This is a genomic window from Aristaeella hokkaidonensis (assembly GCF_018128945.1).
GTDB classification, from domain to species: domain Bacteria; phylum Bacillota; class Clostridia; order Christensenellales; family Aristaeellaceae; genus Aristaeella; species Aristaeella hokkaidonensis.
In genome coordinates this window covers 1,911,688-1,936,840 of sequence record NZ_CP068393.1, presented here as the reverse complement: position 1 = coordinate 1,936,840, position 25,153 = coordinate 1,911,688, and the positions used below count along the sequence as shown (strand labels likewise).

Annotated in this window: 22 protein-coding genes and 1 pseudogene; 16 read left to right on the top strand and 7 right to left on the bottom strand. The window is 57.4% G+C overall.

The genetic code is table 11. The features are described 5' to 3' along the window. Positions 1-92 precede the first annotated feature (92 nt). From JYE49_RS08770 to JYE49_RS08765, 3 genes and pseudogenes are all read left to right on the top strand, one after another. Positions 93-1,277: pseudogene (locus JYE49_RS08770) on the top strand (Card1-like endonuclease domain-containing protein); the annotation flags it as partial. Further along, entirely contained in the window at positions 1,232-1,390 is a 159-nt protein-coding gene (locus tag JYE49_RS15225; protein ID WP_369413343.1) for a hypothetical protein, read from the top strand. The pseudogene JYE49_RS08770 and the gene JYE49_RS15225, both read left to right, overlap by 46 nt. 142 nt (positions 1,391-1,532) lie before the next feature. Further along, the gene (locus JYE49_RS08765) at positions 1,533-2,039 is read left to right on the top strand and encodes an RNA polymerase sigma factor (RefSeq protein ID WP_093957066.1); all 507 of its coding nucleotides are present in this window, start codon (positions 1,533-1,535) and stop codon (positions 2,037-2,039) included. A 116-nt stretch (positions 2,040-2,155) separates the two neighbouring features. Here JYE49_RS08765 and JYE49_RS08760 read toward each other — a convergent pair whose 3' ends face one another. Continuing rightward, positions 2,156-2,920, bottom strand: a complete 765-nt coding sequence (locus tag JYE49_RS08760; RefSeq protein WP_093957067.1) for a helix-turn-helix domain-containing protein — start codon at positions 2,918-2,920, stop codon at positions 2,156-2,158. 288 nt (positions 2,921-3,208) lie between these two features. Here JYE49_RS08760 and JYE49_RS08755 point away from each other — a divergent pair, with 288 nt between their 5' ends. Further along, positions 3,209-4,552, top strand: a complete 1,344-nt coding sequence (locus JYE49_RS08755) for an alpha/beta hydrolase family protein (protein WP_093957068.1) — start codon at positions 3,209-3,211, stop codon at positions 4,550-4,552. Positions 4,553-4,719: 167 nt separating this feature from the next. Beyond that, positions 4,720-5,598: a hypothetical protein gene (locus JYE49_RS08750; protein ID WP_093957069.1), complete on the top strand. Its 879-nt coding sequence runs from the start codon at positions 4,720-4,722 to the stop codon at positions 5,596-5,598. Between the two features lie 74 nt (positions 5,599-5,672). On the opposite strand, the gene JYE49_RS08745 is transcribed toward JYE49_RS08750, so the two are convergent. The 3 genes from JYE49_RS08745 to JYE49_RS08735 all read right to left on the bottom strand — a co-directional run bounded on the left by JYE49_RS08745 (position 5,673) and on the right by JYE49_RS08735 (position 11,103). Then, positions 5,673-8,762, bottom strand: coding sequence for an alpha-mannosidase (locus JYE49_RS08745; protein ID WP_093957070.1), 3,090 nt, complete (start codon positions 8,760-8,762; stop codon positions 5,673-5,675). Between the two features lie 171 nt (positions 8,763-8,933). Next, positions 8,934-9,686 (bottom strand): glycerophosphodiester phosphodiesterase family protein, encoded by a 753-nt coding sequence (locus tag JYE49_RS08740; protein WP_179217303.1) that lies wholly within the window; start codon positions 9,684-9,686, stop codon positions 8,934-8,936. A 1-nt stretch (position 9,687) separates the two neighbouring features. After that, entirely contained in the window at positions 9,688-11,103 is a 1,416-nt protein-coding gene (locus tag JYE49_RS08735) for an MFS transporter (protein WP_093957072.1), read from the bottom strand. A gap of 224 nt (positions 11,104-11,327) precedes the next feature. Here JYE49_RS08735 and pdxA point away from each other — a divergent pair, with 224 nt between their 5' ends. The 6 genes from pdxA to JYE49_RS08705 all read left to right on the top strand — a co-directional run bounded on the left by pdxA (position 11,328) and on the right by JYE49_RS08705 (position 16,848). Beyond that, positions 11,328-12,347: a 4-hydroxythreonine-4-phosphate dehydrogenase PdxA gene (gene pdxA, locus JYE49_RS08730; RefSeq protein ID WP_093957073.1), complete on the top strand. Its 1,020-nt coding sequence runs from the start codon at positions 11,328-11,330 to the stop codon at positions 12,345-12,347. Between the two features lie 29 nt (positions 12,348-12,376). Continuing rightward, positions 12,377-12,505, top strand: a complete 129-nt coding sequence (locus JYE49_RS08725; protein ID WP_283399366.1) for a hypothetical protein — start codon at positions 12,377-12,379, stop codon at positions 12,503-12,505. Between the two features lie 16 nt (positions 12,506-12,521). Continuing rightward, the gene (locus JYE49_RS08720) at positions 12,522-13,181 is read left to right on the top strand and encodes a response regulator transcription factor (RefSeq protein WP_093957074.1); all 660 of its coding nucleotides are present in this window, start codon (positions 12,522-12,524) and stop codon (positions 13,179-13,181) included. Further along, positions 13,178-14,551, top strand: coding sequence for a sensor histidine kinase (locus JYE49_RS08715; RefSeq protein WP_093957075.1), 1,374 nt, complete (start codon positions 13,178-13,180; stop codon positions 14,549-14,551). Before JYE49_RS08720 ends, JYE49_RS08715 begins: the two co-directional genes overlap by 4 nt. Positions 14,552-14,626: 75 nt before the next feature. After that, positions 14,627-15,943 (top strand): hypothetical protein, encoded by a 1,317-nt coding sequence (locus JYE49_RS08710; protein ID WP_143754488.1) that lies wholly within the window; start codon positions 14,627-14,629, stop codon positions 15,941-15,943. Then, complete coding sequence (locus JYE49_RS08705) at positions 15,940-16,848, top strand: hypothetical protein (protein WP_093957077.1); 909 nt, start codon at positions 15,940-15,942, stop codon at positions 16,846-16,848. The genes JYE49_RS08710 and JYE49_RS08705 overlap by 4 nt, the downstream gene beginning before the upstream one ends. 232 nt (positions 16,849-17,080) lie before the next feature. Here JYE49_RS08705 and pfkB read toward each other — a convergent pair whose 3' ends face one another. Next, positions 17,081-18,013, bottom strand: a complete 933-nt coding sequence (pfkB, locus tag JYE49_RS08700) for a 1-phosphofructokinase (protein ID WP_283399367.1) — start codon at positions 18,011-18,013, stop codon at positions 17,081-17,083. Positions 18,014-18,189: 176 nt separating this feature from the next. On the opposite strand from pfkB, the gene fba reads away from it, so the two are divergent. The 5 genes from fba to JYE49_RS08675 are packed head-to-tail and all read left to right on the top strand — an operon-like array spanning position 18,190 to position 23,139. Next, positions 18,190-19,029 (top strand): class II fructose-1,6-bisphosphate aldolase, encoded by an 840-nt coding sequence (gene fba, locus JYE49_RS08695; protein ID WP_093957078.1) that lies wholly within the window; start codon positions 18,190-18,192, stop codon positions 19,027-19,029. Between the two features lie 28 nt (positions 19,030-19,057). Beyond that, positions 19,058-20,536, top strand: coding sequence for a xylulokinase (xylB, locus tag JYE49_RS08690; RefSeq protein WP_093957079.1), 1,479 nt, complete (start codon positions 19,058-19,060; stop codon positions 20,534-20,536). Positions 20,537-20,570: 34 nt separating this feature from the next. After that, a complete protein-coding gene (locus tag JYE49_RS08685; protein ID WP_093957080.1) occupies positions 20,571-21,629 on the top strand; it encodes a galactitol-1-phosphate 5-dehydrogenase in 1,059 nt (352 codons plus the stop codon). Positions 21,630-21,673: 44 nt separating this feature from the next. Then, on the top strand, positions 21,674-22,684 hold the full coding sequence (locus tag JYE49_RS08680) for an aldo/keto reductase family protein (protein WP_093957081.1): 1,011 nt from the start codon (positions 21,674-21,676) through the stop codon (positions 22,682-22,684). Positions 22,685-22,707: 23 nt separating this feature from the next. Next, the gene (locus tag JYE49_RS08675) at positions 22,708-23,139 is read left to right on the top strand and encodes an RbsD/FucU family protein (protein ID WP_093957082.1); all 432 of its coding nucleotides are present in this window, start codon (positions 22,708-22,710) and stop codon (positions 23,137-23,139) included. A gap of 136 nt (positions 23,140-23,275) precedes the next feature. On the opposite strand, the gene JYE49_RS08670 is transcribed toward JYE49_RS08675, so the two are convergent. Then, positions 23,276-24,136 (bottom strand): carbohydrate ABC transporter permease, encoded by an 861-nt coding sequence (locus JYE49_RS08670; protein ID WP_093957083.1) that lies wholly within the window; start codon positions 24,134-24,136, stop codon positions 23,276-23,278. A gap of 13 nt (positions 24,137-24,149) precedes the next feature. Further along, complete coding sequence (locus tag JYE49_RS08665) at positions 24,150-25,076, bottom strand: carbohydrate ABC transporter permease (protein WP_346763114.1); 927 nt, start codon at positions 25,074-25,076, stop codon at positions 24,150-24,152. Between the last annotated feature and the right edge of the window lie 77 nt (positions 25,077-25,153).

Here is a 25,153-nt window from a genome sequence, read left to right as displayed (position 1 = left end):
GCGGGGCGGAAGCTCCGCTGCTTTTTGTTATAGAACAATGAAGGGTCAGGGTTTTCGGAGGATGGCAAGCTTCTTGCGGGCGTTCCCGGCGTATGCTACAATCCAGACAGACCGAAGCTGTTATTGAGACAGTAGATCCGGACAGGAGAAAGGCATCACAGATGGAAGTAAAAACGCTGGTTGAACTGTATGACGAGCGCCCGCTGGAGAATGTGCTGGGCGTGGAGATCTTTCATCCGGACAAGGTGATCTACGTCTGCCCGGAGGGAACGCCGGAACATGCCCAGAGGCAGCTGAAGGATTACTTTGACCATCGCGGGATCGAGGCCGCGATGGAGTTCCTGTATGTGAATATCTACGATACGGAGAAGATCCTGGCGTTGTTCCGGTCTGTGCTGAAGGAGCATCCGGACGCGGTGATGGATATCACGGGAGGCACGGACGCGGTGCTGTTCGCGGCCGGGTTTGCCTGCTCGGAAGCAGCGATTCCCGTGGTGACTTACAGCCGTACGATGAATAAGTTTTACAGCATCCAGAACGCGCCGTCCATGCACGGCTTTGTCTGCGATATCTCCTTCTCGGTGGAGGACTGTTTCCTGATGGCCGGCGGATCCATGCGCAAAGGCCGGGTGGATAACAGTATTCTGTCCCGGTACATGGAGGATATTGATCCGTTCTTTGCCGTTTTCCTGAAATACCGCCGCCAGTGGGACAGGATCGTAACGTATATCCAGCGGATTTCGCCGGCGCGGGAGGACGGAACCTATTCGCTGAGCGTGCAGGGTGACTATACTGTCAAAGGAGAACAGGGTGCCCGGCTGACAGCTCCGGAGGAAGCCCTGCGGGATTTGGAAAAGATCCGGATGATCTCCGGACTCAAGATTGTGCCGGAGGAAAGCGTGGAATTCTATTTCCGGGATCCGCAGGTCCGCGCCTGGCTGCGGGACGTGGGCAGCGTGCTGGAACTGTATATCTATAAAGCCTGCCTGGATACCGGTATATTCAACGACGTGCGGACCAGTGCCGTTGTGGACTGGAACGGGGATGAAAAGGATCACGCAGTCTCCAACGAACTGGACGTGATGTGCACCCAGGGGATTACCCCGGTGTTTATCAGCTGCAAGACCTGCATGATCCGGACTGAAGCCCTGAACGAACTGGCAGTCCTGCGGGACCGCTTCGGCGGGCAGATTGCCCGGGCCGCCATTGTGACCGCCGAACCTGCCGGGGCATCTGCACGGAACCGGGCGGCGGAACTGAATATCCGGATCATCGACCTGAACGACCTGCAGGAAGGCAATGTGGCGGAGAGCATCAGAAGCCTGATGAAGTAATTCAGAAATCAGAATTCAGAATTAAAAGGACACAATACATGAAGCAGTTCCTGTAACAATCTGGTGCAACACAGGAAGCCCCGGAATCGCCGAGATGGTGATTCCGGGGCTTTTTTACATAGCTTACGAAAACGTAAGGCAGAAGTCACCTGAAAGTAAGGTTGGCCTGATATGCTTATAGCCAAGGAGGGATGACTCATGGAAATCATACGCGGAGGACGGCAGGCAGGGGCCTGCGCAAACAATGAATCTGTTCTTTCCGCATGGTATGACGCCTATGGCACAGAAATCCTGCGCTATTGCTTTATGATGCTGGGCAACCGGACAGATGCGGAAGACGCTACCCAGGAGACATTCCTGAAGGCCTGGCGGAGTATTGGCCGTTTTGAAGCGAAAAACGGATGCTCTGCCCGTACATGGATTACCCGGATTGCAGGAAACACCTGCCGGGATTACCTCAAAAGAAGCTGGTACAAGCATGAAAGCAGACTGATTTCCCCCGAAGACCTGAAAAAACTTGGAAATGCTCCGGAAGAAGACCGGGAGCTGATTATGGACGTGATGAACCTGCCGGAGAAATACCGCCAGGTGCTCCTGCTGGTATCCATGCAGGGAATGACGATCCGCGAAGCGGCGGAATGCATGCAGACCAGCGCGGCTACCATATTCAGAAGACTGGAGAAAGCCAGGCAAATGATCGCCTGACATCCGGGATATATCCTCCTTTCCATTGGAAGCCCTGCCGGGAGACAGACGGCAGGGCTTCTGTATAGTCTTTGGCATGAAAAAGACGGAGCGAAAGCTCCGCCTTTTCTGTATCCTTACAGCCTGACCAGCCTGATGACGTCCGCCAGCCAGGCGGCGCTGCCCTCAATGCGGTATTTTTCCGTGACTCCGTCTTCCAGTACCGTGACAGGAAGGTCTGACAGGATTTCTTCTGTTTCGTCTATATCCAGTTTTGCCTTTGCCGCAATCCCGTCTGCGGTGACATACAGGTCAGGATCCCTGACGGTAAGATCCTGAAGGGCAAAAAACACCTTCAGCGCTTTCCGGTCGGAGAGCATCTTCAGGGCGGCCTGTATGGCGCGGAGTTCCGCTGCCTTCGGGCTTTGGTACGCGTCGTTCCGGGTGAAAAGGAGGACGTTGCCGCTGCGCAGGGTGTTTCCGGGAGCCTCGCTGCAGGCGGAAAGCCCCCAGCGGGTCATGTTTTCCTCCGCATAGTTCTTCTCGCTCCAGGGCAGGCGCTTCTTATAGCCGTCGGTCATGACGATCTCATGCAGCTGGGCAGCCAGGCGGTAGGCATCCTCAAAGCTCTGCCCTTCCGGGAGATTTGTAAAATATGACTTCAGGCCGAGACAGAGGGAATCCAGGCTGCCGGAAGGAGTATGACCCATGAGTTCATCGACGGATATGCCAAAGAGATCCGCAAGGACAGGCAGCAGCTGGATATCCGGGCAGCACTGGCCCGACTCCCATTTGGAGACGGTCTGGTTGGTGACGCCCAGCTGCTGCGCCAGGGCTTCCTGGGTGAGGCCTTTCTGACGCCGCAGGAAGGCAATCTGTTCATTCAGTTGAATCTGTGCCATATCAGTCACTCCGTATCTTTTATTCCGGCCGGTGTTTAAATTGTAGCTTTGAAAATGCGGGAAAACAATAACGCAGTTGTTGAAATCCTGCTCTTTTTTCCAACCTGAGGTTGGAGATCTATTTACTCTGAAACAGCAAAATAAAAAAGGCTATCTTATCTGATTTATCCTTTTTACGACGGGCCAAGTATGGTATAGTGTTCACGATGTATACAGAGCACATCACAGTCCAATAAAGCAATCATATATAAAACGGTTCCGGTATGGAACCCGGGGAGGAGAAACCGAATGAGGAAAATGAGCAAAATGCTGGCTGCGCTGCTGGCGCTGGTGATGACGCTGACAGCCTGCGGAATGGCTTTCGCGGAGCAGGAAGCGCGGAAGATCGAAACGCCCGCGGACGCGGATGAATGGATCCAGACGCTCTTCGGAGAGCATCCGGAGGAACTGGACAGCGCCTGGGAGTTGATGCCTGAACTGAAAACCGCGCTGGAAGCGGCCGGCGGTATGAAGGCGGTTGCGATGCAAATTACTTCCATCGGCGAGGTCAAAGAAATCCAGCCGGCTTATCAGAAGGAAATCCAGGGCTATCAGTTTTTCTATATTCCCTGCATTTTCTCCACGACGTCTGTGGATATTGTCCTGGTAACACTGGATGGCGCGGTTGCGGGTGTACAGACAAGCATCTTTTCCGGTAAACAGGAAGGAAGCGACCTGGTCGGCGTTGAGCTGAACCTGCCGGTTCCCGAACTGGGCGAGCTGCCGGGCAGCCTGACCCTGCCGGCCGGAGACGGCCCGTTCCCGGTGATTGTGCTGGTGCACGGCTCCGGCCCCAACGACATGGATGAGAGCATCGGCTATGTGAGGCCCTTCAAAGACCTGGCGGAAGGCCTGGCCGCGAAGGGAGTGGCGGTCTACCGCTACGACAAGCGGACTTATACCTACAAGGCAGAGCTGGCTGATAACTATCAGCTGACGCTGATGGAAGAAACGGTGGACGACGCAGTGGCGGCGGTACAGATGCTGGCACAGCAGGAAAAGATTGATCCGGAAAGGATCTATGTGCTGGGACACAGCCTGGGCGGCATCGCGATTCCGATGATTGACAAGGTGCTGAAAGAGCAGCCTGCGGCCGCCTGCGGATATGTGATGATGGCGGGCTCCCCCAGGAAGCTGGACGAGCTGTTCCGGGAACAGTATGAGTTCATGTTCTCTACGCAGCCGGAGGTTATGGAGCAGGCCGGGATGAACAAGGAGGACATTCTCAGCGAACTGGACAGGCTGAACGACCTGGACACGCTGGCAGACAGCGATGCCATTCAGGGTGCTTACGCGCCGTACTGGAAGTGGCTGGCGGAATATGACCAGCTGAAGATGGCGGAGGAGATCACAGCGCCGGTCCTGGTGCTTCAGGGTGAAGAGGACTGGCAGGTGACGATGAAGGACTTCGAAATCTGGAAGGAAGCCTTCGGGGACAAGGAAAACTGGACCATGATTTCCTATCCCGGACTGATCCATACCATGACCCCCGGCGTGATGAATGACGTGTCCGCGAACTATGCGAAAGCCGCAAAAGTGGATGAAAAGGTCATCGGCGATATTGCGGAATTTATCCTGGAAGAGAAAAAATAAACCCCGCCGGAAACCCTGCTGAGCCCAAAGAAATCAATGCTTATATAAAGGAACCGCCTGAATGGCGGTTCTTTTTTTCCCATTCGGGGCGAAACAAAACCATACACGGATTCGTCTATTTATATGTACGCCCCTTTTTGGGGCATACAGAAGGAGGTAAAACGAAAATGAAAAGACTTTTAACACTGGTAACGGCACTGATTATGATTTTTACGCTGGCGGCTGCCGCCCTGGCTGAAGAAAACAATGTTCTGCTGCAGGTTGTTGATGACTGCGACAAGCTGCTGTTCAACACCGACAACGTGACCCTGAAGGGTAATATGGAGTTCTCTTTTGACGGAAACTGGTTCAAGACGATAGACGGCGTTTACCAGCAGGAAGGATACGACGCCTGCTGCGACCTGAAGGTGAAGAGCCCGAAGAAGGACGGATCTGTTAAGAACAGCGGTTATACCATCTTTGATGATGACGGCGCTGTCCGTGTTGTGGAAGTCGTTTATCCCGGCACCTACAAGACCGCCGGAAGCATCAAAAACAACACGATCCTGCGTGCCTCTTCCCGGACTGACCTGGTGATCAATGCTTTCCGTATGCTGGCCAATATGGCTGACGCATTCGCAGAGGTGACCGTGGGTACAGCTGAAAACGGCGGAAAGACCATTCACCTGAAGCTGAACGGAAACTCCACAGAGCTCCTGAACACCGGACTGATGCTGCTGATGCAGTTCACCGGTGACCGTTTCCTCAGGATGAACAGTGACGAATACAAGAACCAGACGGGCAAGATCGGCGACTATGTCTCCATTGCCCGGGGCGTGCTTGCGACGACCCAGTCCATGAGCATTCAGAACGCGGAAATGACCCTGAAGGTAAACGACAAGGGCGAACTGGAAGCCGCCGAGGGCAGCGCCAGCGTGAAGCTGACCACCAACAAGGACGGAGAGCATACGCTGGAAGGCAAGTTCAGCCTGGAAGTTTCCGACCGGGGAACCACCAAGGCGGAACACTTTGACGAGAGCAAGCACGTTGTGCCGGCCAAGAACTAAGAAAACATTTCCAGCCTGAAATGAGCTGCGGGGCATCCATCCGGATGCCCCGCAGTTTTTTTGTATGGATGATTTTATCTCTTCCGGGCCAGACGCAGGGTGATGATCTGGAAGGGATGGAAGGACAGGGTAAAGGTGCCGTCCGATACGGGAAGAATATCCTGCGGATCCTCGGCAAGGGAGCAGGTGCAGACCGCACTGAAGGGCAGGAAGGGATGAATCATGACGGTGCGTGTACCGCCCATGCTCTCATACAGGCGGATCACCAGGTCACCGGTGCCGTCCTCAGACAGCTTGACGCTTTCCACGGTGACGGCGGGATCACTGGAATTCAGCAGGCGAAGCGGCACAGAAGAACCGGGGACGGTGATCAGCGGATCGTTCAGCGCTTCGGCAGCCTCGATGACGCCACTGGTTTCCAGCGGGCCGTCCCAGGCGCGGTAGGCGTAAATGAACCGGTGGCGTCCGCGGTCAGCCGCGGCGTCCGGGTAGGTGGGCGCCCGCAGCAGGCTCAGGCTGATGACCCCGTCATTGACGGATACCCCGTATTTACAATCGTTCAGAAGCGCCGCGCCATGGGTGGCGTCCCGCAGGACGGTCCAGTCATGGGCGCAGACCTCAAACCGGTCCGCGTCATACTGACGGGAACGGTGGGCGGGACGGGAGATATAGCCGAACTGGATCTTATGATCCGCGTTATCCGCGTCAATGCCGGTATCAAAGGAAACCTTCAGGAGGCGGTGGCGCTCCTGCCAGTCAGCCTCGGTAATAAACTCGAGCTGTTCGTCCTCCCCGGTGAGGCGGATCCACTGGGTAATGACAGAAGAGGAGAAACGGGTGGTAACCTTCAGCTCCGCGAAGAGGCCGCCGGCGCAGGTGATCTCCGCTTCATACTCCGCGTCCATGGGCACTTCCCGCCGTTCGGTCTGGCTGTCAATATCCCAGGCGTCAAAGTGCCGGGGAAGATCCCGGTAAAGATGGAACACATTGGAGGGTGTGCGAACCCGCTCCCGATCATCCTGCAGGAGAATCATGGAGAGCAGCTCGCCCTTCTTTGAAATGACGGCGCGCAGGACGGAATTCTGCATGACATAATTGCTGCCCTGGCGGCGAACGGTGACGTTGCTGTGGACCGGGACCTCAGCCGGATACATGGTGACGGCGGACATGGGCTCCAGGCAGGCAAGCACCAGCGCCTCATCCTTATAGGCGGCAGCCTGGAACCGAACACCCTCCCGGGTGACGGCACCGCCGGTGAACCGCTCATCCGCCAGGATGACCCGGGTGATCCGGTGGGAAGAGGGGTTGAAGACCGTGAGGCCCAGGCCGTTCCGGCAGAAGGCAAGCAGCGCTTCCCGGGCACCGCGTACGGCAGTATCGCGGACACGGGCGATATCCATCCGAGCCTGCTCATAAACCCGGGCGATGGAGGAACCGGGCAGGATATCATGGAACTGGTTGGTCAGGAGCAGTTTCCAGGCACTTTCCAGCTCTTCCGCGGGATAGGCGGCACGGCCGGTGAAGGAGGCCATGGCGGCGAGCATTTCCCATACCCGCAGGACATGCTCCGCCCGGCGGTTGCCTTTCTTGATCAGGGCTTGGGTGGTATAGGTTCCGCGGTGGCAGGGGAAATACAGCTCTCCCCGGTAAATGGGCAGGGAACCGTTGTTCCGCTTTTTCAGGTAATCCTCCGGGGTCATCCAGTAGAGCCTGGGTGCTCCCTGGAGATCCCGCTGGCGCCGGATCTGCTCCAGGTCGTCCCGGGTAGGTCCGCCGCCGCCGTCTCCCTGGCCGAAGGGCAGGTAGAAATCACGGCTGCCGTCCTTTTCCAGCCGGCTGACCCAGCGGGTATGCACGGTTTTCGCGTCCACAGCGGTTTCATAGGACATGTGCAGATAGCTGGGAATGACGGTGCCGTCCAGCCCGCGCCAGAGGAAGGCGTGATGCGGGAAGGGTTCAGAGTCGTTATAGGACCAGAAGATCTTCTGGGTGGTGAGGCCGGTCATGCCGAAGCCTTTGATGATCTGCGGCAGGGCAGCACTGTAGCCGAAGGTGTCCGGCAGCCAGGCAACACGGCTGTCCACGCCCAGCATTTCCCGGAAATACCGGCGCCCGTACAGGAACTGGCGCACCAGGGCTTCGCCGCCGGCCAGGTTCGTATCCGGTTCCACCCACATGCCGCCATCGGCAATCCAGCGGCCGTCGGCGATGGCTTCCCGGACTTCCTCGAAGAGCTCCGGATAGTGCTGGCGGCAAAGCTCATATTCCGCACACTGGCTCTGGAGGAACTTTGCCTCCGGATACTCCTTGAGCAGGCGTAGGACGGCCGCAAAGGTGCGGGCGGTTTTCCGCCGGGTTTCCTCAATGGGCCAGAGCCAGGCATAATCCAGATGGGAGTTGGCGATAACGCCCATGGAGGCGGCAAAGGTGCCGTTATGCGCGTTGACCAGGGGCGCAATCTGCTGCCGGGCGTCCAGGTATGCCTGCCGGCGCTGCGGCAGGGGCTGCTCCATATCCAGGGTATCCAGCAGGCGGGCAAAGCCGTCTGCCAGGGCCTCCCGGAAAGGATCATTCGCTTCCAGGTAATCGTGCACGTCCCGGAGGACGGTCAGGTCCAGCCAGAGCTGATAGGCTTCCTCATTCCACCAGCCGAAGGTGCTCCGCCCGGTGACGGCCGGGCCGGTGCGGGTGAAGGTGACGCCTTCCTCCGGGAAGACGGGACGACCGGGATGGTCCGGCAGGGGAGTGCCGCCGTAGACTTCCAGGGCGATCTCAAAGGTTTCGCCGCCTTCCGCGTTCCGGCAGACGGCCTGATCGGAAATATACTGGTGCGGATGAGCCATCCGGTCACCCCGGCGGGCGCCGAAGACCTTTCCGTTGACGTAGAGGACGGATTCACCGCCGGGATTCAGGTCCATGACGATCCGCTCCCCGCGGGCCTCCTCCGGCACGGTGAAACGGCCGAACATCCAGGCATAATCCCAGGGCATGCCCCAGGGGGTTCCGGCCGGCCAGGGCTCCCGGGGATAGGTTTCCGCTTCCCGCAGGTTCAGGACGGAAGGCGCAGAAAAGCCCTCCAGGACTATTTCGCCCAGAGGGTGATAAAGATCCGCTGCCAGCGCATCAATGACGTGCCGAAGCTGACCGGTGATTTCCTTATTCATTTAAGCAGCTCCTTCGAAATGATCCTTTGTGCTGAAGGCAGAACGCTCTATGACAGATTCATCCATATCTCTGATATGATGATACTCCATCGGCGATGCGGAAGGCAAGGGGAACAGAATAAAATTACAGAAAATCAGGCCCGGAAGGAGAAAATTCCGGGCCTGATGTGATTATGTTTTTTTATACCGGAGCGGCGGCGCACAGTACTCAAAGATGACGCTGTCATTATCCTTTGAATCCGCCACCGCGTCATGGGAGGTCCAGCCGACCAGCAGGACGCCTTTTCCGCGCTTCCGCAGGACGCGGGCGGGACGGGCGCCGATCTTGTAAGCGATGAAGTCAGGCTTGTTCAGGAAAGAGAAACGGCAGTCCGCCAGGAGCCGGGAATAAAGGGCGGGAAGGGACGTGCCATAATCTTCCCGGGGCTGGGACAGCTGGCCGCGGAAGATCTCCGGGGCATTTTTCCGGAACCAGAGGACAATCCGGGGATCGAAAGACTCAATGCAGAAGACGCCGGGATAACTGCGGAGGAGTTCCCGGGTTTTTTCGCACAGCTCTGTATTCCGGGGACCGGTCTTCAGCTCCACGATCAGGGGACCGGCGCCCTGCCGCAGGACGGCGAGGACGTCTGTGAACAGGGGCAGGGTTTCCTCCGTATCCAGCAGCTTCATCTGCTGCAGGTCAGAGAGGGGATAATCAATGACCTTGCCGTGGACGCCGCAGATCCGGTCCAGGGTATCATCATGGAAGACGACCACCTGCCCGTCGGCGGAAAGCTGGACGTCCAGCTCCACCCCGTAGCCTTTTTCCACCGCGGCGCGGAAGGCCGGGAGGGAGTTCTCGGGAACGCCGTGATGATTGTCATACAGGCCCCGGTGGGCATAATAGAAACCGCTGAAATCCGAAGCGGTATACTGTCTCATTTCAGTCTTCCTCCGCAAAGGCTTCCAGGCCGGAAGCATTGGCTATTTTCCGGGTTTTAATATTCTTGACCAGCAGGATGAAGACCAGGGCACTGCAGACGGTCAGGATGGAAGAGTAGACGGGCAGGGCACCCCAGGCGCCGGTCTTCATGAAGATGAGGCCCAGCAGGACGGGGGTGACGGTCTGGGCGGACATGCTGGCCGCGTAGTAATAACCGGTGAACTTGCCGATCTTCTTCGAGGTGCACAGCTCCACCACCATGGGGAAGGAGCAGTTGTGAACCAGGGCCATACCGAAGCCCTTCAGGGCCCAGACGCCGAAGAGGATGGCCGGGAAGGAGAACTCCCCGTTTACGCCGACCACCTTGCCGGTGGGCCTGACGAAGATCATGATCAGGGTGGCCAGGAAGGAAATGATCAGACCGATGGACACGGTCCATTTCCGCCCGATTTTCTCGGCAATACCACCGGCGATCAGGAAACCGACTGCGGAGGCCAGACCGCCGCCCAGGGTCAGGATCATGGTGGCGCTGGAAGCAGCCTGCAGGTAGTAGATCACATAGTTGCCGATGTAGGTGCCGATGGCATTGTCAGACATGAACCAGAGGAATTCGGCCCCGAGGATGGCCAGGAGCATGCGCCGGTTGGCGGGGGACATGGGACCTTCGTCCGTGGCCGGGTTTTCAATGGCCGCGAGGCGCTCGCCCTCAGCCAGCTCGTCCTTCATCTCTTCCTCAATCTTGTTTTCCTTGATGGTGAAGAAGAGCACCAGCGCGGAGACGACCATCAGGAGGGAGGCGACCAGGAAGGGGATCTCAATGATCCACATCTTGGTGCTGCGGTCCGTGACGTTGATATAATCACTCAGCTTCAGGAAGACACCGAGGATGGTGGCAAAGCCGCCGCCGAGATAGCCCATGATATTGATGATACCGTTGGCCTTGGCCCGGAGGGGCTTGGGCGTGATATCAGGCATCAGGGCCACAGCGGGATTCCGGTACATCATCATGAAGATGAGGACGATGCCCATCATGATGATCATGCCGGCAATATTATTCTGATGGAAGAAGAGGGGAATGAAGGGGAAGGCAACCGCGGCAACGAAGGTGCCGACGAGGATGTAAGGCATCCGCTTGCCGATGGGCGTCCGGGTTTTATCGGAGAGGTTGCCGAAGACGGGCAGCAGGATCAAGGCCGCCAGGTTATCGCAGGCCATGATGATACCGACCAGCCACTGGACGTTGAGGATGTTTTCCGGCGCGCTGGCTTTCAGCTCCGCCGAGGTCAGCCCGTACATCCGGTGGGCGAACAGATCCGTCAGGAAGGTGGGGCACCAGGAATCATACACCTGCCACAGCAGGAGGATGCCAAAGAAAGCAAAGCCGATCTGACAGGTCCGTTTTACGTTCAGTTTCATACGATATGTTCCTTTCCGCACAGTGATATTCCGTCTGCACCGCCGGCGAGATTCTGTCCGGCGGCTGCCGGTATTCTGTGTTTTTCCCTATCAGGTGGATTATACCACAAGGAAGCGGGAAAAGGCCAACAAATACGGTTGACAGATGAGGCGGTAAAGGATAAAAAAGAGAGGAGAAAATGACTGCTGGAAGTTAAACAGCTTCAGGCAGAAGGAGTCCAGGAATGAACAGACCTTTGATCGCGATCCCCATGGGAGACGCTGCCGGAATCGGACCGGAAATCGTGCTGAAGACCATTGCCGACGCACAGACGCAGGAGACTGCCCGCTGCGTGGTGATCGGGGATAAGGGCGTGCTGGAACTGGCCGGGACTTATCCCGGAATGCCGGAAGTGCGGATCAACGTGATCCGGGAACCGGCTGAAGGAGAGTATGCCCCCGGGGTGCTGAACCTGATTGACCTGCACAACATTGACCTGAGCAGGCTGAAGGTGGGCACCGTGGACGGCATGTGCGGCAAGGCTGCCTACGAATACATTGCAGAAAGCATCCGCCTGGCGAACGAAGGCCTGGCGGACGCCGTGGCCACCACACCGATCAACAAGGAATCCCTGCGGGCCGGCGGGGTTCCCTATATCGGCCATACGGAGATCTTTGGGGCGCTGACAGGGACAGAGGATCCCCTGACCATGTTCGAGGTGCGGGGAATGAGGGTATTTTTCCTGACGCGGCACGTATCCCTGCGGCAGGCCTGCGACCTGGTGACAAAAGACCGGATCAAGGATTACGTCAAACGGTGTACGGAAGCGCTGCGCCGGCTGGGCGTGACGGAAGGAACCATGGCGATTGCCGGACTGAATCCCCACAGCGGGGAGCACGGGCTGTTCGGAAACGAAGAGGTGGAACAGATATATCCCGCGGTGGAGGAACTGCGGCAGGAAGGCTATGACGTGGCCGGGCCCATCGGGGCGGACTCGGTGTTCCACCTGGCGCTGCAGGGACGCTACAACAGCGTACTGTCCCTGTACCACGACCAGGGGCATATCGCCACCAAGACGCTGGACTTTGAGCGGACGATCGCCGTGACCAACGGCATGCCCATCCTGCGGACCTCTGTGGACCACGGAACGGCGATGGACATTGCGGGCAAGGGAATCGCCAGCGCGGTCAGCATGATCGAAGCAGTGCGGGTGGCGGTGAAATACGCGCCGGCGTTTTCAGAGAAAATCAGAATTCAGAATTAAGAATTAAGAGTGAAAAATGCCTCTGAATCATGGCTTTACAAAAAGGCCAGTCAGAGGCTTTTTTAATGCCTGCGGAAAACAAAAAGCGGGATGAAAAGTATTTGCAAATAGATTTACAACTCCATTACAATATTTCAGTATTTGCTGTGATATACTGAACCGGGGTGATGAGAAATGGCAAACATTCTGTTCGTGGACGATGAATCCGCAATCCGGGATATGCTGAAAACAGTGCTGAAACTGGCGGGTCACAGCCCCATGGAAGCGGCAGACGCAGACCAGGCACGGCAGATTCTGCAGGGGCAGGACGCTGATCTGGCACTGGTGGATATTATGATGCCCGGAGAAGACGGCTTTTCGCTGGCAAGGGACCTGATTGCTTCCGGAATACCGGTGCTGTTCCTGACAGCCAAAACCGCTGTGCAGGATCGGGTCCGCGGACTGCGAATGGGTGCGGAAGACTATGTTCTCAAGCCCTTTGAACCGGAGGAGCTGCTTGCGCGCATCGACGTGATTCTCCGGAGGACCCAGCCGAAGGTTTATGAGGAGAAGAACCTGCGGGTCGATTTTGACGGCCGCAGCGTCATCGTGAGGGGAAAACCGGTGACAATGACGATGACGGAGTTTGACCTGCTGGCGCTGCTGGTGCGGAACGCCGGGGCGGCCCTCAGTCGGGACAAGATCCTGTCGTCTGTGTGGGGATGGGACTTTATCGGGGAAACCCGTACGGTGGACGTGCATATCCAGCACCTGCGGGCGAAACTGGGGAACAATACCATTGAGACAATCTATAAGTACGGCTACCGCTGGAACGGGGGCGTCAGCGACACATGAAAAAAAGGATGTCGGTGCTGCTCCTCCTGGTGACGGTGCCTATTTTCTTCGGGCTGGCCTGGTTCATGAGCAGCCGCAGTTTCACCCTGTCCATGGAACGGGAGAAACAGCGGACGCAGATGACAGAGACCCTGATTTTCCGGGAAGTCCAGAGGGATATGGTAAACCTGAACTTCAGCGGCGCCGTGACCTATGCGGCGCAATACAGGCAGTATTACCAGCCCCAGGGAATTGAGCTGATTTTCTGCTGGAACAACAGCACCATAGACGGCTCGCCCTTTCCGAATGAAGACTGCAGGAAGCTGCTGACCGGACAGCGCAGCGCACTGCTGAGCACGCGAAGCTCACCGGAATACTACGCGGTCGCGGAGCCGGTGAACAGCCAGCTGACCATGATCCTGGTCCGGGATGTGAGCGACCTGTATGAAATGAAAAATCAATACCGCAGGATCGCCTACGGTGCTGCGGCAGGCGCTTCCGTGCTGCTGACGGTGCTGACGCTGCTGCTGACAGGCATTCTGACGCGGCCGATCCGCCGACTGACGAAGGCGGCGGACGCGGTGGCCGGGAATACCGGGGAGCAGGTGCCGCTGCCGGTGGAACGGCGGGACGAGATCGGCACCCTGGCACGGGCATTTTCCCGCATGCAGAATGCGGTCGGGGAACGGGAAACGGAACTGCGGGAGGAAAGCGAATCCCGGCAGGCTTTGCTGGACGCACTTGCGCATGAGATGCGCACGCCGCTGACGTCCCTGCTGGGAAACGCCCGGCTGATGCAGCGGGAGCTTCCGCCGGAAGACCGGAAACGGATTGCGGACAGCATGGCGGGAGAGATCCGTCGTCTTACGGACATGGACCAGCAGCTGATGAAACTGACCGGCCTGCGAAATGAAGAGCCGGAGATGGAAACAGTTTCTGTGATGCGGGTCCTGGAGGAAACGGCTGCGCGGCTGAACGGGCAGGCGGCGGAACATATGATTGAAATCAAGGGCGAGGACAGCGTGATCCGGGGAGACAGGGAACTGCTGTCCCTGCTTGTAAATAACCTGGCCGTGAACGCGATCCGTGCCTCCGAGCCGGGAACGACCGTTACACTGACCGCCCTGCCGGACGGTTTTTCCGTGCGGGACCGGGGAATCGGCATGACAGCGGAGGCACTGGAACATGCCTGCGAACCCTTCTGGAAAGCGGATAAAGCGAGAACCCGCCGGAACGGCGGCGCCGGACTGGGACTGAGCCTGTGCAAGAGGATTGCCGAGCTCCACCAGGGTGAACTGCACTTTGAATCCGAGCCCGGAAAAGGGACGACGGTCACCTTTACAACTCCATTACGGGCCGTTGATGACTCCGTTACAAGTAATGAGGCATGATACACCTGTCAGCAGGAAGTGAATGTGTCCCGGGAACACATCAAACAGGCGCTGACAGAAAGAAGGGATAGGAAAATGATCAAAAAGATACTGACAGGGCTGCTGTGCGCGGCACTGCTGCTGTCAGGCCTCGCGGCGGCAGAAAACGTGGTCGAGACACTGCCCACGACGGCGCCGATGCCGAAGCCTGAGATCGAAAAAAACGAGTATGGCTTTACTGACCTGAGCGTGTTTTATGAAGGCATGGAGGATTGCTGGAATTACCAGATGCCTGGTTTTTCCAAGACGGAAACCGAGCGCCTGCCGGAAGCACAGCGCCGCTGGGATGAAGGCGCACGGCCGGAAAGCAGCATCCTGAACCTGACGGAGCATGTGAAGCTGTCGCTGGTGGAACTGCCCAAGGAGCAATATGAAGGCGAAAGCTGGTTCCTGCTGCTGCCCTACAGTGAACTGACGGACGAGGAACTGCTGCAGGTGGTGGACGCCTTTGGCCAGATGGGCATCCGGATTGACGCCCCCATGGTCAACTGGCACAACTGCATGCGCGGCGGCGGATGTGAAGCAGGCCTGCGTTCACTGACAGAGGAAGAAGAAGACCGCTTTTCTTCCATTGGTGAACTGTACACCCGCTCCGGCCTTCGCCCGGAAACGCCGTTTACTGCCCTGGTGACGGACGACGGCCTGGGATACGTCACTCTGGACGAGGAAGAATACAGCGGCCTGGATATGGTGACTTTTGAGCCGGCCAGGCGTATTACGGATGAAGAACTCCTGCAGATGTACGCATTATATTTCGATGAACCTGCCGCGGCACCGGGCAAGATGGCGGAATATGAGACACAGCTCCGGAAGGAAATGTCCAATCTGCTGGGAATGCCCCTGTCCGCAAAACGGACAGCCGGCGAGGATGTCTGGCGTGCCAACGAGTGGGATGCATATGAAACAGACCGAATGATATATAACACACAATTCGGTGAAGTGGGTGGAAAAGAACGAACCTGGAGCGGAAGCATTGACGTAGACACTGGCAAACTGACTAGTGCCCGTGTAACGATAGATGATCGTTATTACAAGGACTCTGATATGTACCCTGACGTCCATATGGATCCCTGGGATGCCCGGTGGGAAGAGATGGCCAGGGAAACGGTGGCATCACTCCGGATCGACGGTGAAAAGGGCATTATAAAGGTCCAGAATCAGGGGACGTACTCTATAAACCGTGTGGAAAGCGCTGAGGTCCGCGTGTGGATGGAGGACGGCGGCGTATACAGCGTGACAATTGCGTTTATGTTTGAGCACCCGGTAGAAATCGAATATCAGGATGCCATTTCCTATGCCGGCCAAGTGGACATCTGGACTGATATTGTAAACGGGGAGATGAAAGAAAGATGAACAGGCAGAAGATTATTGCGCGCATGACGCTCCTGCTGCTCCTGGCAGTCTTTTGCTTCGGAACAGCAACGGCGGAAAAAACGGATACAGCCGGCGGTCGTGTGGTCGTCTGGAAAGTGACGGAGCCGGAAATTGATATCGACATCCTGCTGGACGAAACCTTCAACAGGGGTACAGAGAACGAATGGACAGACATCCGGGAAGAAAAACGGGAATTCAACGGGCGTTTCTGGGATACAAAGAGTGAAGAGGGACCGCCCTTCTGCGGCGTGGAAAGCTGGTGGGGCACCGGTTATCTGCTCAGCTTCGATATTTACCGGCAGGCTGACTATTACGGGAAGTACAAGTATTATTACGATATTGGAACCCAAAATACCATTCCGGAAGAGAGCGGCTTTGGAGCGGAACGGGCTGCGGAAACCATTGCCCGGTCCGAGGACCTGCTGAAACGGCTAGGACTGTACGGGGAATCTTACCAGCCCAGTCCCGTATCCTTCACAACCTGCGGCAGGATAAAGGGAACCACAAAGTCCAGGAAGGTGCTCTTTGAGGAATTGCTGGACGGCCTGCCTGTACGCTGGTCCCAGGATTCTCTGTACGACAATGCCAGGGGTAAAGACCCGACAGCCTATTATCTTTATACGGAATTAGCATGGTCTGATGAAGAGGGCCTGCTGAAAATGGATGCTTACTGGAGCGGATTTGAGCCCCTGACCCGGGCGGAGAACACGCTTTCCGCGGAGGAAGCTGCCGCACGGTTTGCCGAAGCGGGCCTGAAAGAGCAACAGCCCGAAGCCTGCTGGTTTCTCAGCGGTAACGGAAAGGAAGCCACAGCTACCCTGGCGTGGCGGGTGGAACACACCTTCCTCAGTGCCGTGGACGGGGTCTGGCTGCAGACACAGTGACAGGGAAACAGGACACCCGAAGTTTCGGGTGTCCTGTTTCAATGAAGAATGAAAAATGGTGGAAAAAACCGCTTCCGAAGGAAGCGGTTCTTTGTTGAATTATTAAGGGATTCCTCCACTTCGGCTCTGCCTCCGGTCGGAATGACACCCTTAATGTTATCTTGCGTTATGGACAAAAAAGACAACAGGCTGATTCTGCAATCCGTATATATAGTAAATAATCTTGAAGAAATCAGCCAATCTTTTCAATCTGAATCTCCGGGTAAAGCCGGTCATAATCCGCGGGATCGAAGTCCCCGGTGAAGAGGCTGAGGGCGTTGGCTGCGGAAACCGCCAGGGCCATGCGGAAGGTTTCCTCTATGGGCAGGCGGCGGGCAAAGCCAACGGCGAAACCGGCCACCATGCTGTCCCCGCAGCCGACGGTGTTGCGGGGGGTGATTCTCGGCGGTTTGCCATGGAAGACACCCCGGTCACAGGACAGGAGGGCGCCTTCTTCTCCCATGGAGAGCACCACATAGGGAATGCCGTCCCTGTGCAGGCCGGTGAGGGCTTTTACAGCCTCCTCCCGGCCGGAAACACTGTGACCGGTCAGCTGGGCAATCTCATCCTCGTTGGGCTTGATGAAGAGGGGCTTTTCCTTTACGGAAGCAATGAGGCGGCTGCCGCTGGTATCGACCAGCACGGGAATGCCGGCGGCGCGGCTGCGGCGGATGAGCTCACAATAGAAATCCTCCGGCACGCCCCGGGGCACGCTGCCGCTGATGGTGACCACATCCGCTTCCGGCAGGCAGGCGCTGAAATCGGTAAGGAACCGGTCGATATCCTCCTGCGTGACGGGCTGGCCGGGCTCCAGGTACTCTGTGGAGCGGCCGTTGGACAGATCCCAGCAGTTGATACAGCTGCGGGTTTCACCCTGCACATGGGTAAAGGCACAGCGGACCAGGGGAGAGGAGATCAACGACTCCAGGTACTGCCCGTTGAACCCGCCGACAAAGCCCATGGCGGTGACGGGCTCCTGCAGCTTCGCGGCTACACGGCTGACGTTCAGGCCCTTGCCGCCGGCAGTGTTGTGGACCTCCTTCACCCGCATGACGGTTTCCGGATGGATGGATTCCATCAGATAGAGTTTATCAATGGAGGTGTTCAGCGTTACAGTCAGGATCATATGCATCGCTCTCCGAATCGTTTCATCATGCAAATAATGTAAATGAGAAAAGGAAGAAAGTCAAGTATATAAATAAGTTGAGCGCAAAACAAAAAAAGGATTGACAAGGAATGAAAACCGGTCGTATAATGTGAAAAAAGCGAAACGATTCGCTTTTATGAAAAGAGGGATATGGAATGGCGTTCGTCACTACCGGAGAGATGCTGAAGAAAGCTCAGGAAGGCGGCTATGCCATCGGCGCGTTCAACGCGGAAAACCTGGAGATGGTCCAGGCTATTATTGCTGCGGCTGAGGCGGAGAACGCGCCCGTGATGATACAGACTACGCCCGGTACGCTGAAATACGCGGGACCGAAATGCTTTGCCGGCATTGTGAGCCGGATGGCCCGGGACGTAAAGGTGCCTGTGGCGCTGCACCTGGATCACGGAAACAGCTATGAACTGGCGGAAGAATGCGCCCGGGAAGGATATACCTCCCTGATGATCGACGGATCAAAGCTTCCGTATGAAGAGAACATCGCGCTGACCCGCCGGGTTGTGGCCATGGCCTGCGGCCTGCCGGTGGAAGCGGAACTGGGCACGGTGGGCGGCAAGGAAGACGGCATGGAAGCCAAACCCCAGTACACCGATCCGGATGAAGCGGCCGACTTTGTGAACCGGACGGGCATCAGCAGCTTCGCGGTGGCGATCGGCACAGCCCACGGGGTATACAAGGGAGAACCGAAGCTGGACCTGGACCGGCTGTCCGCAGTGCGGGAAAAGGTCAGCATTCCGCTGGTACTGCATGGAACTTCCGGCGTGCCGGAAGACCAGGTGAGGGAATGTATCCGCCGGGGCATCTGCAAGGTGAACTACGCGACGGACCTGCGCATTGCCTTTACGGCCGGCGTGAAGAAGGCCATCGGGGAACAGCCGGAGGCCTTTGATCCGAAAAAGTACCTGGCGGAAGGCCGCAAGGCCGTGCAGAGCCGGGTGCAGGAACTGATCCGGCTGCTGGGGAGCAGCGGAAAAGCCTGAGCAATACGAAAACGAGGAGAGTGCGGAGATGAGAACCCTGCTGCTTGGCGTGGATATCGGAACCTCCTCCTGTAAGACGGCCCTGTTTGATCCGGAAGGAAAGGTCGTCGCCCAGGGCGGATGCGAATATCCCGTCAGTTATCCCCGGAAGGGCTGGGCGGAACAGGATCCGGCCCAATGGTGGGAAGGCGTATGCCGTGCGGTGCGGGAAATGATCTCCGATAACGGCATCGACCCGGCGGAAATCGCCGGAATCGGTACGGACGGACAGAGCTGGTCCGCCATCGCGCTGGACAGGGAAGGCAATGTGCTGTGTCCGACGCCGATCTGGACGGATACCCGGAGCGAGGAAATCTGCCGGGAGACAGAAGACAGGCTGACAGCAGAAAAACTGTTTGACCTGTGCGGAAATCCGGCCAAGCCGGGATATACCTGGCCGAAGATCCTCTGGTACCGGAAGCACCGGCCGGAGGTGTTTGAGAAGACAGAAAAGATCCTGCAGTCGAACAGCTATATCGTCTACAGGATGACCGGTGAGATCACACAGGATATCTCCCAGGGATACGGACTGGCCTGCTTCGATATGCGGAAGGGCTGCTGGGACGAGGAAATGTGCGAAGCACTGGGCATTCCGCGGAGAATGCTGCCGGAGATCGTACCCTGCCATCAGATTGTGGGAAAACTGACCGTGGATGCGGCAAAACAGATGGGACTGCGGGAAGGTATTCCGGTGGCGGCGGGCGGACTGGACGCGGCCTGCGGCACACTGGGAGCCGGCGTGGTATCTCCCGGACAGACCCAGGAGCAGGGCGGACAGGCCGGCGGCATGAGCATCTGCATTGATCAGTACGCGGCGGATCCGCGGCTGATCCTCGGCTTCCACGTGGTGCCGGGACGGTGGCTGCTGCAGGGCGGAACGACCGGCGGGGGCGGCGCCCTGAAATGGCTGCGGGAAACAATGTGCCCGGAGCTGAGTTTCGCGGAGATGAGCGCACTGGCGGAAACCGCGGAGCCGGGCAGCGGCGGAGTGACCTTCCTGCCGTACATGGCGGGAGAACGGAGCCCGATCTGGGATCCGAAGGCCTGCGGCGTATTTTTCGGACTGAACTTCGGCGTGACCCGGGCGCAGATGATCCGGGCATGCATGGAAGGCGTGGCCTATTCCCTGAGGCATAACCTGGAGACGGCGGCGGAAGCCGGCGCCCGGGCGGGCGTGCTGCGGGCTATGGGCGGAAGCGCCAACAGCCGGATCTGGACACAGATCAAGGCGGACGTGACCGGCTGCGGGATTGAGGTGCCCGGAAGCGATACGGCGACTACTCTCGGGGCGGCGATGCTGGCCGGGGTCGGAACGGGCGTATGGCAGGGCTTCGAAGAGGCGGCCCGGCAGACGATCCGGGTGAACCGGACCTATGAACCGGATCCCGCGGTGAAGGAAATCTATGACTGGGGATATGAAACCTACCGGAAGCTGTACGGGAATCTGAAAGATCTGATGAACGCATGACCGGGCAGCCGGTGAAAGGAAGGAAAACAGGACTATGAAAGCAGCGGTGCTGTACGGAAATGAGGATATCCGCTATGCGGACTGGGAGACGCCGGTGTGCCGGCCCGGGACGGTAAAGGTCCGGGTGAGGGCGACCGGTATCTGCGGCAGCGACGTGCCGCGGGTGCTGAACCACGGGGCGCACTTCTATCCGGTGGTGCTTGGACACGAATTCAGCGGAGACGTGGTGGAGATCGGCGAAGGCGTGGAAGGCCTGAAGGTTGGCGACACGGTGAGCGGCGCGCCGCTGGTGCCCTGCATGAAATGCGCGGACTGCCAGCAGGGGAACTTCTCCCTGTGCCGGCATTACAGCTTTATCGGCAGCCGGGAGCAGGGAAGTTTCGCGGAATATGTGGTGATCCCTGCGGCAAACGCTATCAAATACGATCCGTCCATTCCCTATGAGCAGGCGGCCATGTTTGAGCCTTCCACAGTGGCGGTGCACGGCCTGCTGCAGGCCCGGTACCGGGGCGGCGAAACCGTGGCGATCCTGGGCTGCGGCACCATCGGCATCTTTACCCTGCAGTGGGCAAAGATCCTGGGCGCAAAGCAGATTGTGGCCTTTGACATTGACGACGGCCGGCTGGAGCTGGCAAAGCGGATGGGCGCGAACCAGACCGTGAACACCCTGAAGGAAGGCTTTATGGAAGAAGCCAAGGCGCTGACCGGCGGCCGGGGCTTTGAAAACGTACTGGAGACCGCGGGCAACCCGGTGACCATGCGGATGGCCTTTGAACTGGCGGCCAACAAGGCGAAGGTGTGCTTCATCGGGACACCCCATACGGACCTGACCTTTACCCCGGCCCAGTGGGAAAACATGAACCGGAAGGAATTCTACCTGACGGGCAGCTGGATGAGCTATTCCGCTCCCTTCCCGGGAAAGGAATGGACGCTGACGGCCCACTGCTTCGCAGACGGGCGGCTGAAATTCGATCCGTCGATGATCTTCCGCAAATTCCCGCTCAGCCAGGCGGCGGAAGCCTTCGCACTGTATAAGAACCCGCGGGACGTTCACGGCAAGATCATGCTGATCAACGAAGAACCTGAAAAGTAAAAAAGCAAATAACCATAAAGAAAGAAAATAGGGAGGACACAAGCATGGCATTCATCGATCCGAAACTGGTTCCCAAAAGAAAACTGTCCAACGGCCAGGAGATCCCCTGCATCGGTATGGGTACCTTCGGCAGCGACCGTTTTACCCCTGAACAGGTGTCCGGTGCTGTGGCCGGAGCGATCCGCAGCGGCTACCGCCTGTTTGACTGCGCGTCCGTATACGGCAATGAGGATCTGATCGGCCAGGTGTTTGCCCAGGCCATGAAGGAAGGCGTTGTAAAGCGCGAAGAACTGTTTGTGACCTCCAAGGTCTGGAATGACATGCACGGACAGGGCGACGTACTGCTGTCCTGCGCAAAGACCCTGAAAGACCTGCAGCTGGACTACCTGGACTTCTACTTTGTCCACTGGCCCTTCCCGAACTATCATGCACCTTTCTGCGACGGCGACAGCCGCAATCCGGACAGCAAGCCCTTCTCCGTGGAAGAGTTCATGAGCACCTGGCGCCAGATGGAACGCCTGGTGGATATGGGCCTGGTGAAGAACATCGGTATGAGCAGCATGACCATCCCGAAGCTGGAAGCTGTGCTGCCCCTGTGCCGCATCCAGCCCGCAGTGATTGAGATGGAACTGCATCCCTGCTTCCAGCAGCCGGAACTGTATGACTACGTCGTGGCCCACGGCATCCAGCCCATCGGCTTCTGCCCCATCGGCAGCCCCACCCGGCCCGACCGTGACATGACGCCCGACGATATAGCCGATATTCAGGTGCCGGAAGTGGTGGAAATCGCGAAGGCCCACGGTGTGCATCCGGCTGTGATCTGCCTGAAGTGGGCCGTGCAGCGGGGACAGATCCCGATTCCCTTCTCCATCCACGAGAACGAGTATGTGTCCAACTTGATGTGCACGGTACAGGATCCGCTGACGGAAGAAGAAATGAAGATCATGAAGAGCGTGGACAGGAACTGCCGCCTGATCAAGGGACAGGTTTTCCTGTGGCCCGGCGCCAACGACTGGCACGACCTGTGGGACGAAGACGGAACCATCACGAAGTAATAAACTGTAAATGAGGTGCGGATATGCTGAAGGGAATTCCTGCGATCATTCCCCCGGAACTGATGAAGATCCTGATGGAAATGGGCCACGGAGACGAACTGCTGATCTGTGACGGAAACTATCCGAAGTTCGGCTGCCCGGAACGGTGCGTCCGCATGGACGGCCACGGAATATCGGAGATTCTGGACGCCATTCTTCAATTCATGCCGCTGGATCCCTACGTGGAGAATCCGACGATCCTCATGGCGGTGCTGCCGGGAGATCCGTACAAGCCCGAGATCTGGGAAACCTACCGGGAGATCGGGAAGAAACACGAGGAAAAGGGCCTGCGGGAAATCGCCGTGCAGAAGCCTGAATTCTATCCCCGGGGCGCGAAGTGCTATGCCTGTATCGCAACCAGCGAAACAGCCCTTTATGCCAACATCATCCTGAAGAAGGGTGTTGTAATACCTTAATCGGTAATCAGTTCTCCTCCTTTTTATCCTTTTTATGGACAGCCGTGCTGCGGGGCGCGGCTGTCTTCCTTTTACAGGCAAAAGAAAAGGCCGGTGCGTGACGCGCCGGCCTTGTTTTTGAGTGCTGCCTTCAGGATCAGCCCTTTGTTCCGGTGAGGGCGATACCCTCAATGAACTGACGCTGGAAGAGCAGATAGAGCACCATCATCGGGATCATAGCCAGCGTGGAGCCGGCCATCAGGATCGGATAACGGGTGGTGTACTGACCCTGCATGGAGGAGATACCCGCGGACAGGGTCATCATGTTGATGTTGTTGTTCACGATCAGCGGCCACATCATGTCGCTGTAGGCGAAGACCGCAGTGAAGACCGCCAGGGCGATCATGGCCGTTTTGGTCAGCGGAAGCATGATCCGGAAGAAAACCTGGAAGGTGTTGCATCCGTCCAGGACGGCCGCTTCCGAAAGCACATTGGGCAGGCTCATATAGAACTGCCTCAGGAAGAAGGTTCCGAAGGCACTGACCAGGCCGGGGAACAGCAGGGCGAAGATGCTGTTCAGTTTTCCCATGCCCGCGAGCATCTGATACTGCGGAATGATGAAGATCTGGTTCGGCAGCATCATCTGGGACAGCACAATGAAAAAGAAGAAGCGCTTAAACGGAAAACGCAGTTTGGCAAAGGCAAATCCTGCCATGCTGGAGAAAACCAGCGCGCAGATGATCCGTAAAAACATCAGCATCAGCGTGTTGAAGTACAATGCCCCGAAGGGGAGCGTACGGGTAACTTCGGTATAGTTCTCCGTGAGCCATTCTCTGGGGAGAATTGTGGGCGGGATCAGGAGAGATTCGCCATTGCTTTTGAAGCTCGTCAGAATCATCCATACAAAGGGGAAGATCATCACGAACGAGCCGATGATCAGGATGATGTGAATGATCATCCTGCTGCGTGAACGGTAGTTTGATTTCCGCTTTACCGCAGCCGGGGCGACTGTCGTCATATTCAATCCTCCTTCATTCGTAATGAACGAGCTTCTTTTCGGAAATAAACTGGATTGCCGTAAAGATCGCTATAATCACAAAAGTATAGATAACGATGGCGGAACCGTATCCCTTGTTGAATTTCTCAAAGGCCTCCCGGTAGAACAGGGTCATCAGCACCGTGGCGTTCTTGTAAGCCGGATTCCGGGTGTTGATCAGCAGATAGATGGTATCGAACTGCTTCAGGGAGGTCATGGCGCGCATCAGCACCACAAAGAACAGGGTGGGCGAAACCATGGGGATCGTGATATGGAAGAAAGACTGTATGCCATTGGCTCCGTCAATTTCGGCTGCCTCATAGTAACTCTTTGAGATACTTTGCAGGCCGGCCAGGATCAGGACCAGGTCATAGCCGATGGCAGACCAGACCCCGATAATGGCACAGGAAAGCAGCGCTGTGTTCGGATCCGCCAGCCAGCTGGGTCCCTGGATGCCGATTGCCTTCAGGGCGATATTCAGGATGCCGTTTTCGGCGTTGAAGATCCAGCGCCAGACCATGGCAACCGCGGCGGGAGCAACCACCATGGGCAGGAAATAGATGCCGCGGTAAATATCCCGGCCCCGGATTTTACTGTTCAGCAGAGCAGCGAAGATCAGCGAAAGCAGCACGCCTACCGGTACGGTGAGCACCATGTACAGGAGCGTGTTGATGGTTGCGTGACCGATCATGCTGTCCTTGAACAGCTTTTCAAAGTTCTTCAGGCCGACATAGACTTCCGGCCCCAGGCCCTGGGTTTTATACAGGCTTCGCCGGATGGTGTCGAAAAACGGATAGATGTTCAGCACGCACAGGCCGATAATGGTCGGCGCGATCAGGATAAAGGCGGCAGCCACAACCTTGGGATCGTAATGTTCCCGCCGGCTGAGACGAGGCGCGGCAGGCTTGGATAAAACGGTCACGGGATGCCAACCCTCCTTTCTGTTAATACGCCACAAGCCGCGGCAGGGAATGCCGCGGCAGTGGCGCCTGTTTCTGA

What these genes read in the sequence shown, in the direction of transcription:
- JYE49_RS08680 (WP_093957081.1), top strand. Translation starts at nt 21,674, where the DNA reads ATGGCATTCATCGATCCGAAACTGGTTCCCAAAAGAAAACTGTCCAAC.
- JYE49_RS08670 (WP_093957083.1), bottom strand. Translation starts at nt 24,136, where the DNA reads ATGACGACAGTCGCCCCGGCTGCGGTAAAGCGGAAATCAAACTACCGT.
- JYE49_RS08755 (WP_093957068.1), top strand. Translation starts at nt 3,209, where the DNA reads ATGAGGAAAATGAGCAAAATGCTGGCTGCGCTGCTGGCGCTGGTGATG.
- pdxA (WP_093957073.1), top strand. Translation starts at nt 11,328, where the DNA reads ATGAACAGACCTTTGATCGCGATCCCCATGGGAGACGCTGCCGGAATC.
- JYE49_RS08740 (WP_179217303.1), bottom strand. Translation starts at nt 9,686, where the DNA reads ATGAGACAGTATACCGCTTCGGATTTCAGCGGTTTCTATTATGCCCAC.
- JYE49_RS08760 (WP_093957067.1), bottom strand. Translation starts at nt 2,920, where the DNA reads ATGGCACAGATTCAACTGAATGAACAGATTGCCTTCCTGCGGCGTCAG.
- fba (WP_093957078.1), top strand. Translation starts at nt 18,190, where the DNA reads ATGGCGTTCGTCACTACCGGAGAGATGCTGAAGAAAGCTCAGGAAGGC.
- JYE49_RS08710 (WP_143754488.1), top strand. Translation starts at nt 14,627, where the DNA reads ATGATCAAAAAGATACTGACAGGGCTGCTGTGCGCGGCACTGCTGCTG.
- JYE49_RS08735 (WP_093957072.1), bottom strand. Translation starts at nt 11,103, where the DNA reads ATGAAACTGAACGTAAAACGGACCTGTCAGATCGGCTTTGCTTTCTTT.
- JYE49_RS08720 (WP_093957074.1), top strand. Translation starts at nt 12,522, where the DNA reads ATGGCAAACATTCTGTTCGTGGACGATGAATCCGCAATCCGGGATATG.
- JYE49_RS08745 (WP_093957070.1), bottom strand. Translation starts at nt 8,762, where the DNA reads ATGAATAAGGAAATCACCGGTCAGCTTCGGCACGTCATTGATGCGCTG.
- JYE49_RS08725 (WP_283399366.1), top strand. Translation starts at nt 12,377, where the DNA reads ATGGCTTTACAAAAAGGCCAGTCAGAGGCTTTTTTAATGCCTGCGGAA.
- JYE49_RS08765 (WP_093957066.1), top strand. Translation starts at nt 1,533, where the DNA reads ATGGAAATCATACGCGGAGGACGGCAGGCAGGGGCCTGCGCAAACAAT.
- JYE49_RS08675 (WP_093957082.1), top strand. Translation starts at nt 22,708, where the DNA reads ATGCTGAAGGGAATTCCTGCGATCATTCCCCCGGAACTGATGAAGATC.
- xylB (WP_093957079.1), top strand. Translation starts at nt 19,058, where the DNA reads ATGAGAACCCTGCTGCTTGGCGTGGATATCGGAACCTCCTCCTGTAAG.
- JYE49_RS08715 (WP_093957075.1), top strand. Translation starts at nt 13,178, where the DNA reads ATGAAAAAAAGGATGTCGGTGCTGCTCCTCCTGGTGACGGTGCCTATT.
- pfkB (WP_283399367.1), bottom strand. Translation starts at nt 18,013, where the DNA reads ATGATCCTGACTGTAACGCTGAACACCTCCATTGATAAACTCTATCTG.
- JYE49_RS08750 (WP_093957069.1), top strand. Translation starts at nt 4,720, where the DNA reads ATGAAAAGACTTTTAACACTGGTAACGGCACTGATTATGATTTTTACG.
- JYE49_RS08705 (WP_093957077.1), top strand. Translation starts at nt 15,940, where the DNA reads ATGAACAGGCAGAAGATTATTGCGCGCATGACGCTCCTGCTGCTCCTG.
- JYE49_RS08685 (WP_093957080.1), top strand. Translation starts at nt 20,571, where the DNA reads ATGAAAGCAGCGGTGCTGTACGGAAATGAGGATATCCGCTATGCGGAC.